The 13,592-nt window shown below is 34.7% G+C and carries 12 protein-coding genes; 6 read left to right on the top strand and 6 right to left on the bottom strand.

Features of this window, described 5'->3' with window-relative positions; genetic code table 11:
* Window positions 1–24 precede the first annotated feature (24 nt).
* Both DK861_RS08400 and DK861_RS08395 read right to left on the bottom strand, forming a co-directional pair.
* On the bottom strand, window positions 25–924 hold the full coding sequence (locus DK861_RS08400; protein WP_072063311.1) for a LysR substrate-binding domain-containing protein: 900 nt from the start codon (window positions 922–924) through the stop codon (window positions 25–27).
* 198 nt (window positions 925–1,122) lie between these two features.
* Window positions 1,123–1,413 carry a putative quinol monooxygenase gene (locus DK861_RS08395; protein WP_109399818.1) on the bottom strand — a complete coding sequence of 97 codons (291 nt, stop codon included), beginning with the start codon at window positions 1,411–1,413 and terminating at the stop codon, window positions 1,123–1,125.
* A gap of 1,997 nt (window positions 1,414–3,410) precedes the next feature.
* Between DK861_RS08395 and DK861_RS08390 the strand changes: the two genes are divergently transcribed.
* The 4 genes from DK861_RS08390 to DK861_RS08375 all read left to right on the top strand — a co-directional run bounded on the left by DK861_RS08390 (window position 3,411) and on the right by DK861_RS08375 (window position 7,916).
* Complete coding sequence (locus DK861_RS08390) at window positions 3,411–4,937, top strand: L-lactate permease (RefSeq protein WP_006533616.1); 1,527 nt, start codon at window positions 3,411–3,413, stop codon at window positions 4,935–4,937.
* A 118-nt stretch (window positions 4,938–5,055) separates the two neighbouring features.
* Window positions 5,056–5,775, top strand: a complete 720-nt coding sequence (locus tag DK861_RS08385; protein WP_072063314.1) for a (Fe-S)-binding protein — start codon at window positions 5,056–5,058, stop codon at window positions 5,773–5,775.
* Window positions 5,776–5,788: 13 nt separating this feature from the next.
* Complete coding sequence (locus tag DK861_RS08380; RefSeq protein WP_072063315.1) at window positions 5,789–7,210, top strand: LutB/LldF family L-lactate oxidation iron-sulfur protein; 1,422 nt, start codon at window positions 5,789–5,791, stop codon at window positions 7,208–7,210.
* A 1-nt stretch (window position 7,211) separates the two neighbouring features.
* Window positions 7,212–7,916, top strand: coding sequence for a lactate utilization protein C (locus DK861_RS08375; RefSeq protein WP_109399817.1), 705 nt, complete (start codon window positions 7,212–7,214; stop codon window positions 7,914–7,916).
* A 122-nt stretch (window positions 7,917–8,038) separates the two neighbouring features.
* Here DK861_RS08375 and DK861_RS08370 read toward each other — a convergent pair whose 3' ends face one another.
* Complete coding sequence (locus DK861_RS08370) at window positions 8,039–8,443, bottom strand: lysozyme inhibitor LprI family protein (protein ID WP_109399816.1); 405 nt, start codon at window positions 8,441–8,443, stop codon at window positions 8,039–8,041.
* Window positions 8,444–8,731: 288 nt separating this feature from the next.
* Here DK861_RS08370 and DK861_RS08365 point away from each other — a divergent pair, with 288 nt between their 5' ends.
* Both DK861_RS08365 and DK861_RS08360 read left to right on the top strand, forming a co-directional pair.
* Window positions 8,732–9,076, top strand: a complete 345-nt coding sequence (locus tag DK861_RS08365; protein ID WP_006533623.1) for a DMT family protein — start codon at window positions 8,732–8,734, stop codon at window positions 9,074–9,076.
* A gap of 404 nt (window positions 9,077–9,480) precedes the next feature.
* Window positions 9,481–9,864 carry a YkgJ family cysteine cluster protein gene (locus DK861_RS08360; protein WP_072063318.1) on the top strand — a complete coding sequence of 128 codons (384 nt, stop codon included), beginning with the start codon at window positions 9,481–9,483 and terminating at the stop codon, window positions 9,862–9,864.
* 462 nt (window positions 9,865–10,326) lie between these two features.
* On the opposite strand, the gene DK861_RS08355 is transcribed toward DK861_RS08360, so the two are convergent.
* The 3 genes from DK861_RS08355 to DK861_RS08345 form a co-directional block, all read right to left on the bottom strand.
* Window positions 10,327–10,944, bottom strand: a complete 618-nt coding sequence (locus tag DK861_RS08355; protein WP_109399815.1) for a DUF1287 domain-containing protein — start codon at window positions 10,942–10,944, stop codon at window positions 10,327–10,329.
* Window positions 10,945–11,117: 173 nt separating this feature from the next.
* The gene (locus DK861_RS08350; protein ID WP_109399814.1) at window positions 11,118–12,287 is read right to left on the bottom strand and encodes an MFS transporter; all 1,170 of its coding nucleotides are present in this window, start codon (window positions 12,285–12,287) and stop codon (window positions 11,118–11,120) included.
* Between the two features lie 392 nt (window positions 12,288–12,679).
* Complete coding sequence (locus DK861_RS08345; protein WP_229096483.1) at window positions 12,680–13,537, bottom strand: alpha/beta hydrolase-fold protein; 858 nt, start codon at window positions 13,535–13,537, stop codon at window positions 12,680–12,682.
* Window positions 13,538–13,592: the final 55 nt, after the last annotated feature.

The following is a 13,592-nucleotide window of genomic DNA, read 5'->3' as shown; positions in this document are numbered from 1 at the left end:
TAAAGCACATCAATGTGCTAAAAGTTACAGCTTTAATGTATCTGATAGATATTGAGTTAAACTATCAATAAAAACGCGAATGCGCTGGCTCACCACACGATCACTATAATAAACAGCATGAAAAGGTAATGGCATAGATTGTATTTTATCGCTAAATAGTTCAACTAGTTTGCCTTCTTGAATATCTTTATTCACCACAAAATCAGATAAACAAGCTATTCCTTCACCACTCATACATAGTTGCCTTAATGTTTCGCCATTGTTTGCAGATATCCCTTCCGTTACCGTAATGAATACATTTTTTTCGATTTCTAAAGGCCATGTATTTAATGAAACAGGCTCAGTAAATGTTAAACAAGTATGTTCGCTCAACATTTGCGCTGTTGTCGGAAATCCTTTTCGCTCAATATATTTTGGCGAAGCAATAATTTTGCGATGGCTATTAAATAAAGGACGAGCACGTAAACTTGAATCGGTTAAATGACCAACTCGTATAGCCACATCCACTTTACGTTCAATTAAATTAACAAAGGTTTCAGAAGAGACTAATGACAAAATAATATCAGGATATTGTTGACGAAAAACAGAAATAAAAGGGATCAAAAGATGCAATACCACAGGTGTAGCAGCGTCAATACGCAATAAGCCTTTAGGGGAACGTTGTGTACCATGTAACTCATTTTCAGCGGCTTGCATCTCTTGCAATATCACTTTCATCCGCTGAAAATAAAGTTCACCTTCTGAAGTAAGAGCTATTTGGCGGGTTGTTCTATTCAGTAAATTAACACCTAATTTATCTTCTAATTTTTTTACAGTACGACTTACCGCTGAATTAGCGAGATTCAGTTTATCTGCAGCTTTTGTAAAACTTTTATGTTCAACGACTTCAACAAATACTCTCGCTTCTTCTGATGTTGCTTTCATATCATAAACCTCGGTAGCATTAAGTAACGCACTGAAATTTAAGAATACGAGTATCTTTTCATTATTGCAATTAAGTTAATAATAGAGAGATATAGTGAGTTACTAGTCATAATCCACTATAAGTAATGTATATATAAAAAAAATAAGCAGGTAATCCTTAATGAGATACCTGCTTAACTCACTGTGGAAAAAATAACATTAAGCTAATTTCTCAATAAATTTAATCTCTAGTGAATCAGTTTTATCTTTTAAATTTTCAATAAATGCTTTCATATGTGCCGTTTCATTATGTTTATCAATGGCACTTTGGTTCTCCCATATTTCAAAGAAAATAAAAGTTCTTGGTTGAGTGGTATCCTTATGAAGTTCATACTGGATACAACCTTCGTCTTGATGACTTGGCTTTATCATCGCCAGACAAGCAGACAAAACATCACTCTCATAATTTTCTTTTGCCACAATAGTGGCTATTAATCTGATATTGTTCATATAAAATCCTATCGCTCGGCTATGAGATTGTTAAGTACATTGATTAATAAACTCAAATTACTCTAACACAATTCTTATCTCATTCTTCATTCCAATTATTTCCATTTAAGCAAAAGTATTTTCCATTTAAGCAACTGGATCTACCTCAAAGAAATGGTGATTAACCCTTGTCTCTAAGTAAAACTTCTCAATCAAAGTAGTGAACAAATAATCCCTACTTTGTCACGAGTGTCATTACAATAGCTTTTACAATGGCATTCTATTTATACATTAACGCGCATTTATCCCAATGAAAAAAAGCAACCTAGTTCACACTTTTGTTCTTTTTTTATGTGTAACAACATCGCCAATGAAATGTAAACAAATTTACCAATATCAGACAAACTGTTTGTATTTGCAAAATAATTTCAACGGTAATGGATAGTGTCAAATGTTAAATCCTAAAACATCGCTAACATAATCGCTGATTTCTGTTATCAAAACAGGGCTATTTAATGATGAAAATAATCTTTTCACTATTAATACTTCCATAATAATCTCAACGTAATATCACTTATTGTAACTGAAGCTTATCGCGCTAAAAAATATCCTTCCCCCTCTCTCGCGCTAAAGAAAATAGTTCGCGAGAAATTATTACATAGTTAAAACAAAAATAATTATCTACAAACTCATTTTTCAATCATTTTTTTACTTTCAATATTTGTATGACAATTTTTAGGTAAAACAAATATCTTATCTAAAAATGAAACTATTACTTCAAGAACATTTCATATCTTATTTTTGCTCTATAACAGTTAACTTAAACACTTTAAATAAGGTATATAAAAACCATTAAATAAATATTTTCCTCTTATTACATAGGGTTTATTCTATGCTTTTTCATTTATGAAAATAAGAAAAAATAAATTTTTTTACTTTTAAAAATACGATCAAGATCACTTAAATTATGTCTTTAACTGAAAATCATTAAGAATAACCATTCTCATTTTATATTTATTTTACATATTACACATCCATTATCTCCCTGATTTGTATTACAATTAAATCTAGTGCCAAAGCGAGTCATTGTGCCCATTAAGAGACAAAAAGAAGTCAATCATTGATGAGAAAATTATATTAACATCCACTTAAAAAATTAATATAAAAATATTAATTTTGTATAATTAACATTGTTATATTAAAAAAAATAAAAAGAAATCAATAATAATAAATTATATTCTTAGACTAAAATAAAAACATCTATAATCATAATAAAAAAATACCGTTCATTATAAATAAAAAAACAATAAAAAAACAACATAAAGAAAAAATTAATATAAAAACAAAAAATAAAAATAAACATAAAAAATCAAAAGAAAAATAAATTTAACAATAAAACATATTATTAGGAAAATAAAACCAACGATAATTTAAATAATAAAAAATAAAAAATTATAATAATTAAAAATTGAAATAAATAATTTTCAGCCTATTTGTTAATAAAATACCCCTCCCACAAATACATTAATTTAATTTATGATTAATCAAGGCATAGATAATCATTTCTATCCTAAAAAATAGCATTTTAGACTTAAATTCATCTTTTTATTACATAGCTAAAACCATCAATATCGTTCTTTTTTTCATCAAAAACCAATTTGATAACAACATTAGCAATCCAATTACATTGATGAACATCAAAAAACACGACAATTAACAAGCAAATAATGAGAAAAAAGGAATTTTTTTATATTTGTCACACAATTGATTTTATTCTATTACATCTCAATAAATATTCCCTACAATAGCCAACCAATCTAGCCTAACAATTTCATGAGTGATAATGTTTTTCATTGTTTAGGCTGGTAACTATCTTTTTTTATTTATGATTTATCGTTTCAGCAAAGTAGAGCATTAATAAAACCTAGTACCCTACACAATTATATGATGACCAATTTATAGGTTTGCCAACGCAGTTATAAACGATAAAAATTGCAAACTTAAGGATAAAAATAATCATGTCCGACTATCTATCATTCTTATTAGGTATTGTGCCTTTAGCGGTTTTGATTTTTATGATCTTAAAAATGAAATCAGCCGTTCACCATGCCGTGCTTGTGTCTTTAGTGATAACGGTTGCGCTGGCCATTTTCCATTGGAACAACACCATTCAATTTGCTTCAGTCTCGGTCCTTTATGGTGCAGTTAAAGGATTGTGGCCAATCATCATCGTCATTCTTGCCGCTATTTATAGTTATAACTTAATGCTAAAGACAGGTGGCATGGATGTACTGAAAGATGTACTCGCGGGTATAAGTGATGATAAGCGCGTGCAAGTTCTGCTTATCTCATGGTGTTTTGGTGGCTTCCTTGAAGCAGTTGCGGGTTATGGTACTGCAGTTGCTATTCCTATCGGCATTTTAATCGCACTTGGATTTGATCCTTTTAAAGCAGCTGTTGCCTCTTTAGTTGCCAATACGGTTCCTACTGCTTTTGGTGCGGTCGGCATTCCTGTTTCAATTTTGGCACAAAACACTGGGCTTGATGTATTAGTGCTAAGTAAAACGATTATCATTCAGTTGGGATTATTTAATATCGTCTTGCCTTTTGTCATCGTTGCCATTGCTGGTGGTGGAATTAAAGCAATTAAAGGTGTCGGATTTATTACTTTAATGTGTGGTATCAGTACACTGATCCCTCAATATATCGTTGCTGCTAATTTAGGTGCTGAATTACCGGCGTTTGCTGGTAGCTTAGTCAGCTTAATTGTGGTTATTTTCCTTGCTAAACGCATGAAAAACAGTGGTGATAAACAACAAAATATCAAAAAGCACACGGGCAAAGAGTTGTTAGTAGCAAGTTCTATTTACTTGTTTACCTTTATTTTTATTTTAGCGTGCTCACCTTTATTCCCTACACTTCAAAGCATGGCGGGTTCAATATCCACAAAGATCCCATTTGTATTAAGTGAGACACAAACGGAATATCAAACCATTGCTTGGTTAAGTACACCAGGTGTATTAATTATTCTCGCCAGCTTTGTAGGCGGCACCATTCAAGGTGCAAGCGTTTCAACACTTATCTCTGTTCTGGTTAAAACGACGATCCAACTGAAAAACTCTATTATTGCCATCACAGCAATTGTAGCGATGGCAACTGTCATGGATTTCAGTGGCATGATTGGCAGTATCGCCGAAACCTTAGTTGATTTCACAGGTGCAGGATTTATCTTTATTGCGCCAGTAATCGGTGCGTTGGGAACCTTCGTAACCGGTAGTGACACCAACTCTAACGTACTGTTTGGTAAGTTACAAACCAGTGCGGCCGCTAAACTCAATATCGATCCATTTATTCTGGCTGCTGCCAATACCTCTGGTGCTACGGGCGGTAAAATGATTTCACCACAAAGTATCGCCATTGCTGTTTCAGCGACCAAAATGGATGGTCAAAGCAGCGCCATCATGCGTGAAACCTTAAAATACTGTATCGCCTATATCATTATTCTCGGGGCGAAGATCGGTATTATTTATCATCTAATGAACTAATTAATAAGGAGAAGGGAGTGTGTTCACTCCCCCTCTTCTCCTTTTATAACAAATCAATAAAAGAATTTTATCTTTAGTAAAAATGACAACATCTGAGCGATGTTTTGGAGTTCGATTAATGAAAGTTAATTTTTATGCGACCTGTCTTGGTGATGTGCTGAAAGCAGATTCAGCTCGAGACACCGTCCTGTTACTTGAAAAATTAGGCTGCGAAGTCTTGTTTCAAGAACGCCAAGGTTGCTGTGGTCAGCCAGCGCTTAATAGCGGTTATGTAAATAACGCAAAACCAGCCATGAAATCGTTAATTGAAACATTGGAAGTAAACGACTATCCCATTATTTCACCCGCAGGCTCCTGTACTTATGCCATTAAAGGCTATCCAACTTACCTTGCTGATGAACCTCAATGGGCATTACGGGCACAAGGTGTTGCCGATCGCCTGATTGATTTAACCAGCTTTATTGTTAACAAACTTGGTGTTGTTGATGTTGGCGCTCGCCTTCCTGGTAAAGCGGTTTATCACCCATCTTGCAGTTTAACCAGAAAATTAGGTGTCGTAAGTGAGCCTTTAACATTATTAAAACATGTTGAAGGTCTTGAAATGTTGCCATTTGCAAACTCAGAAACCTGCTGTGGCTTTGGGGGGACATTCTCCGTGAAGATGTCTGAAATTTCAGGTGAGATGGTGACCGAAAAAGTAAAACATATCATGGATGTGAGCCCTGATTATGTCATTGGTGCCGATACAAGTTGCTTAATCAACATTCAAGGTCGCTTAAGTCGTGAAAAGCGTCCTGTAAAAGTGTTGCATATTGCACAAGTTTTAATGAGCCAATAAAGGGAGCTTGCTTATGTCTATCAAAACCAGTGATATAGATTTCAGACCTCGTCTAGAACATGAAATGAAAGACACAATCATGCGTAATGCGGTTGTTATGGCGCAAGAACGTATTGGGGCTAACCGTCAAATCATGGTCAAAGAGCTGGGAGATTGGGAAGAGTGGCGTGATCGCGCTGAACAAATCCGTAACCATGTTCTTGAAAACTTAGATGCTTATCTCTATCAATTATCTGAAAAAGTAACAGAAAACGGAGGTCATGTTTATTTTGCTAAAACAGCAGAAGATGCCTCTCGTTACATTTGTGACGTTGCCAAAAAGAAAAACGCGAAGAAGATCGTAAAATCTAAATCAATGGTCACCGAAGAAATTGGGATGAATAAAGCCTTACAGAATGAAGGCATTGAGATCATCGAAACTGACCTTGGTGAATATATTCTTCAATTAGATAACGATCCACCGTCTCATATCGTGGTTCCTGCGATCCACAAAGATCGTTATCAAATTCGCAAAGTCTTAAATGAAAAACTCAATTATGAAGGCAGTGAAACGCCTGAAGATATGACGCTTTTCATTAGACAACGTATAAGACAAGATTTCCTTTCTGCAGATATTGGCGTTACTGGTTGTAACTTTGCAGTAGCTGAAACAGGCACCGTCTGTTTAGTCACTAACGAAGGTAATGCCAGAATGACCACCACATTACCTAAAACCCATATTGCAGTCATGGGCATGGAACGTGTGGCACCGACATTTGAAGAAGTTGATCCATTAATTACTATGTTATGCCGTAGCGCGGTTGGTTCTCGTTTAACCAGTTATAACACTTGGGTAACTGGCCCACGTGAAGCTGGCAATGTTGATGGTCCTGAAGAATTCCATTTAGTGATTGTCGACAATGGTCGTTCTGAAATTTTAGGCTCACAATTTAAAGATATTTTACGCTGTATCCGTTGTGGTGCTTGTCTTAATACATGCCCTGCTTATCGTAATATTGGTGGACATGCTTATGGTTCAATTTATCCAGGTCCAATTGGTGCGGTCATTTCACCACTGCTAGGGGGCTATAAAGATTTCCATGATCTCCCTTACGCTTGTTCATTATGTAATGCATGTAATGTGGTTTGCCCAGTCAAAATTCCTTTAGCACAACTCATTTTAAAACATCGCCGAGTGATGGCAGAAACAGGTCTTACACCCAAAGCTGAACGTCGAGTCACCGGTATGTTTAACTACCTCAATTCACACCCTGCTCTTTGGAAAGTGGGTATGAATGTTGGTGCGAAAATGGCGGGATTAATGATCAAAAATGGTTCTACACCAATCAAAATCAGTGTTCTTAACGATTGGATGGAATCACGCGATCTCCCTGAACCGGATGGTTATAGCTTCCGTAGTTGGTTTAAACGCCATAAAGCAGAAGGAAAAAAATAATATGTTAAACGAACAAAACCGTAATGAATTTCTGCAAACTATTGCTGAAAAATTAGGGCGTCCTATCGCTCATAAACCACAGCCACAACCTACACCGGTAAATAATTTAGCAAAAACACGGTTAACTAATTTAACTCAAGATGAATTGTGCAAAGAATTTACCGATTTTGCACAAACTCAAATGGTGAAATGTGTTGTTAGTAAACCAGAAGAGCTTATCAATAGCTTAATTGATCTCTGTGAAAGTTATGATTGTAAAGGCTCAGTGGTAATAAGTGGTGATGATCGCCTAGATGCACTAGGTGTGACAAAAGCGATTAGTGAAAAATACGAAACCTATATTTGGAACCCAGAACTTGGTCATGAAAATATTATTCATGCTGAACGCTCTCAAATTGGAATTGTCTTTGCTGAAGCGGGCCTAACTGAATCAGGAGGGATTGTCTTATTTTCTTCACCAGAAAAAGGACGTGCCGTTAGCTTACTACCTGAAACATCTATTGTTATTCTACGTAAAAGTGATATTTTGCCTCGTGTGGCTCAAATTGCTGAGCGTTTACATAAGATGGCTCAAGAAGGTGTGAGAATGCCGTCTTGTATCAATTTAATTGGTGGTGCAAGTTCTACTGCTGATATTGAGTTGATTAAAGTGTGGGGGGTTCATGGCCCTGTTCATGCGGCTTATTTAATTATTGAAGATTGCTAATTCAAGATAAAATAACGTTAAAACGATAACAAAATAACTAACAGTCTGAGTCAATCATCGACTCCCAAATCAAACCCAAAAGATAAGTTAATGGCTTTTGGGTTTTCTCTATTGTTTACCAATTAATTATTTAATAAAACTTTTGCTCTCCATTGATTCAATTTTATTTCACATGCGAGTAAAACATCTCCTGCCCCCGTTCCCCCCATTAGTAATGCAGATTGTCGTTGGCATTCAGCGCTTCTAAATTGAATAAAATGCTGTTGAGAACTGGTTAATGCATCAATGGCACTTTTCGCTGCAACAGAATCAGTATCTTCAAGATCACTCTTACTTTTGTCATAAATGACATTCATTTGCTGTTCTGCCAGTTTTAACTCATCCAATAAACAAGCTTGCACTGCTGTTCTTGGCTCGTTTGCAGTCACTTCATAACATTTTGCTAAAGGATCGTATTTGTTTTGTGCCAAAGAAAAAAAACTAACTGTCAGTAAGCTACAGAAGATCATAAATAAACTTATCTTCACACGAACTCCTTATAGATATTTATAATAAAATTTATGCTCAACATAATGTATAAAATAGCCAATATTACATCTATTAGTGCGAACAGTATCATTTTAATGATATATCGCATATTACTCGATAACTTTAAATTTCAATCAAGTAATTATAAAAAAACATTATTAATACCTTTTAAATTAAAACCTGTTTTTTTTCTTAGTATAGCAATAGAAAATCCACTTTTTTTGCAGTAATCTCATACTATTCTTATTGGCAATTTTTAACTAAAAACGACCAGTGGTATCACCAATATGCTCTACAAATTCACTCCCATTATTCTTCTCATCATTTCCAACGTTTTTATGACATTTGCTTGGTATGGACACCTAAAATATGGCAATAAACCCCTTATTGTTGTCATTATTTTAAGCTGGTTGATTGCCTTTGTTGAATACTGTTTTGCTGTACCCGCAAATCGCATTGGTCATAATTATTACAGTGCGGCAGAATTAAAAACCATACAAGAAGTGATCACATTAACTATTTTCGCTATTTTTTCTGTCACTTATTTAGGAGAAAATTTTACATTAAATCACTTTATTGGTTTTCTTTTAATTGGTGCAGGTGCTTTATTTATCTTTAAAGGTCCTTTTTAGAAAAACCAATTAATAGATATTGTTAGCTCATCTTTTCAGCATATTATCTACGCTTATTTTATTATCGCCTTATCAAAACTGATAAGGCTTTTTTATTCAAAACTTAACTTTTTGATTACTTTTAATACTATTTATAGTGTGGTTTTTACGGAGGGTTAAATAACACCATCACTTACCATTAAGTTATATAGTCTATTTAGATAATTTTTCCAAAATAATAGTCTGTTTTTTAATAAATAAGCTCTACATATAGAAATATTTCTCTTGAAAAATATTTTTCATTCAGCGCATAATGATTGCTCTAAGAGAAGCATCGTTTCTCTGTCTTTTTTGCTTCTCTTAAACTACCGCACACTTAGAACGTGCGTTTTGTCACTTTAACGTCAGATAAAATGGTATCTGGTATGAGCAAACATTCTAACGATTTTATTTATATGCAGGATAACCCCTGTATGCATTGTGGTGCTTGTTGCGCCTATTTTAGAGTTTCGTTCTATTGGGCTGAAATGGTAAGTGGTGGAGGCGTGGTTCCTGATGAACTAACAGAGCCATTAACGCCTTTTCTCTCTTGCATGAAAGGAACAAATTCTAAAAAACCACGCTGTGACAAACTGATTGGTGAGGTGGGAGAGTGTGTAAGCTGCTCTATCTACGAGCAACGCCCTTCTCCTTGCCGTGAGTTCCAACAATCTTGGGTAAATGGCATCCATAATGAAGCTTGCGATCGTGCGAGAGCGGCTTATGGTTTACCGCCATTAACTCACATCACATTGCCTCACAGCGCGTAAGACATCAGAGGGGTTAATCCCCTCCTGATCATTTAATACTACCCAATATGCATTTTTTATAAAAAATAAAATAATAGAACAAAAAAGCATTATTAAATAACACGTTAGTTTGACTTTATTTTTAAATAACCTAGTATATAAAGGAATTAATTAATAACTCTTATTTAGTGAGGTTTTTTATTTAAAAAAAGCAACAAACTTGGGGGGCATTATGATCAGTAGCTCTTTTTTTATCCTTTTCCTTTCTTTTATCTGTTCTACTGCTGTCGTTAGTATGTTACTCGGTGGCTTAGAGGAATAATTATGAATATTTCTGATGAAAATATTCTTTCCCAGAAATAATGCCCATACTTTACATAAAATCAGTATGGGCATTATTTTTTATATTTATTTTTGCTGTTGTTATTTTTATTCTATTTTTTATAAAAAACTAAACATATCAATTTTTCCTCACTTACCTATTTAGTAAGTAAAATGCCCGGTTATTTTCCATGAAAATAAGACATCCTCAGCAACTTGCCCAAATCCAATATTATGCATAACGAGATAGCGTTGGTTATCCCAACTTTTTTTATTTACTACAATGCCAATATGAGGCCGTCCATTATCTAAACGCCAGCTCACAATATCGCCTGGAACATAATCTTTTGCATTTTTTGTAATCGGCTTTACTTTTCCTTTTCGTGTAAAAAAGACTTCTAAATTGGGAACTCTACGGTGATCAATGTTCGTATCAGGCTTATTCAATCCCCACATTCTTTTACTTGGGTAAGCAGAAAAATGTGCTTTAATGTCTTCATGCAGTAATTTTTGTAGATCGATATCAATTCCACGATAACTACGAATAATAACGTCGCTACAAACTCCTTTATAAGCAGGAACATCACCATTTGGGTAATCTATTTTGCGATAATCTGAGTCATAAATTACGGCTCTTGGTAAATCAGTGGCATATTCCACCAGCTTTTTATTTTGCTCTGCCGTTATTGCTTTGGCACTTGAAAAAGGAATAATCAATAAAAGCAAAAAGCTGAGTACCATTATTCTCATTATATAATCTCCATGAAAAGTTAAATCCATTATCTTTAAAGAAGGGATTGGATGATCTGTTTATACTGATAAAACACAGTATAAAAATATAAGTGGAATCTTAATTAATTTTTAAATATAACATAAAAAAACCGAGCGACTTTTTACAGTTAGCTCGGCTGATAATAAAATGAAAGAGAAAGAGATCTAATTAAGAGAAATAATTAGTTCAACACAATATGGCTTTTGCGTCGTAAACTGGCAAAAAGCATATAAATCGCCGTCACTAATAACACCACAAAGAAGAAGTTCATAATGCCATTATTGGCAGCTTGAGCCATAAACATTCCTGCGCCTAAAGGCCCAATGGCAGAACCAATGCTATAACTTAATAACATTACTTGTGTGATTGCGACAATATAACTTGCATTAACATGATCACACGCCAATGTAATAGCGATAGGATAAAGTGCAAAAGAAGACATTCCCAATAACGCTAGTGCAATAATAAGCACCATATAATCGCTAGAAAGATAAGTCAGTCCCATGGCAAAAACGCCCACTAAACACATCATCGCTAATAACAGTGTCTTACTTATCATCACAGACAATTTGCTAATAATAGGCTGAACCACCATTCCACCTAGAATAATCGCTGCCATCAGCACACCTATTTGGTCTGTTGTAAATTGCCCTTGATTTAAAGCCAATGGCATCATGCCATAAATACTGCCCATCACCACCCCAGAGACCATACAGCCCACTAAAGCCGCTTTATTTAATCGGCTCATCTGCTTGAGTGACAAACTTTTATGATCATGTCCTTGTGGTTGCCCTTGTTTAAAAAGCAGAGGCGGTAATACGGCGATTAATAACAAAACTAATATCGCCATAAACGGGATAGCACCTTGCGTACCAATTGCACCAATTGCCAATTGTCCTAATGTTGTGCCACCATAAAGCGAGGTCATATAAAAACCTAAGCGTTTAGCTCGCTCTTTAGGATTATCGCCAATTAATAGCCATGACTCGACAACAACAAATATCCCTGCGACCGCCATACCACCAATAAAACGGAAAATTATCCATGCTGATAAATAAGGCATGAAAGGCAACACACCGACAGTCACTGCCAGTAATAATAAAAATACAACGAAAGAAAGACGATGCCCTATTCTTGCAATAATAGGTTCTATCATGACTGAACCTATTAATAATCCGATAAAATAAATACTTGCTAACCAACTGGCATAGAGTGTATCCATTCCAAAACTGCTCATAGACAGCGGAATTAAACTCATTAAATAGCCTGACGCGATAGCAAATACCGTTAACCCAGCCACAGGTACTAATGTACTGTCGCCTTTGCGTACCAAAGTAGTGTGCTGTTTCACTACCCTCGTCTCCACAATCAAAACGGTTGATGATGCGCTGTTTTCTCGATGCCAGATAGAGGCGGTTCTTTTATCTAGGAAAGATAAAAGAAACAAAGGTGAAAACAGTGGATGGCGTCCCTAAATTTAGGAGACGCGAATATAACGCTTAAACTGCCATAAATAAAATTATAAAATCTAATGCCAACAAACAATTTTATTTATATCACTCACAATTATCGTCTTTTCCTACAAAAAATAAATAGCTTGATTAAAATATTTATTTTAATAAAAAGATAAACCTTTTTTATTAAAATCATTACGGATAAATACGTATTCAGTAAAATAAGAAATACTTATAGCTATCCTATTATTGCCCTATAGGATAGCTAAAAATAAAGAGATACTTTTGTTTATTCTGCGCTTTTTTCTAAAGCAATATTTATGGCATCAGGGATTGAACCACCATGGCCTTTACCTTCAAATAGATAAAATTTACACTGTTTTCCTTCATCCAATAAATATTGGCATAACTGGCGTTGCGTTAACCAACTACTGCGCTCTTGATAATTCTTTTGTTGTTCTTCACTTAATTTACTTAAATCTGGTTTTTCTTCTTTTTCACCTAGCGTTATTGTAATAGAAATATCATCAGGAATAGCTTGCCATTGTTCTTTTTTTACCCACTCACCGTTTCCCCACCATAAAGAAGGGCTTGCTGCTATATAACGTTGAAACGTTTCTGGATGATTAAATAAAACATATAGCGTAAATACACCGCCAAAAGAGTGACCAAAAAGAGATTGCTGGGTAACTGAAATATTCTCTTTCGCGAGTTGTTCAAACGCATAAGGCCTGACTTGCATTAGGATAAAATGATAAAAACTCTCTGCATTTCCGCCTTGATTAAATGCCTCTCCTTTTACACTCGGCGTATAGTCATGCGTTCTCTCTGTAATAAAATAAGCTTTATCACCCACATACCCCACACTAATAATTGCAGGTAGCGGTTTATTTTTCTGCTTTATAGCTTCGTTTATCATCAATGGAAACTGCGCATTTCCATCAACACTATAAATGAGCGCTGCCTTAGTGGTATTTTTAGGAATAGCAAGAAAGAGACGATATTGCTTTCCTTCATATGCCACTTCTTTTTGTGTGATTTGATAATAAGATTGTGCTTGTTCTTCAATTTTAGGCACTTCTTGGTTAGGTCTAGCTTGAGCAACCGCAGATAACATAATCATTCCACATAACATTAGTATTCGCATAAATCAGATACTCTGTCAGTAATATAAAAAGGTGAACAGTTAAACTGAAAATAAT

The sequence above is a fragment of the Proteus sp. TJ1640 genome (assembly GCF_003144445.1).
In the GTDB taxonomy this organism is placed as follows: Bacteria; Pseudomonadota; Gammaproteobacteria; order Enterobacterales; family Enterobacteriaceae; genus Proteus; species Proteus penneri.
Note: the sequence above shows the minus strand (reverse complement) of the source record. Positions and strands in the feature narration are given on the sequence as shown.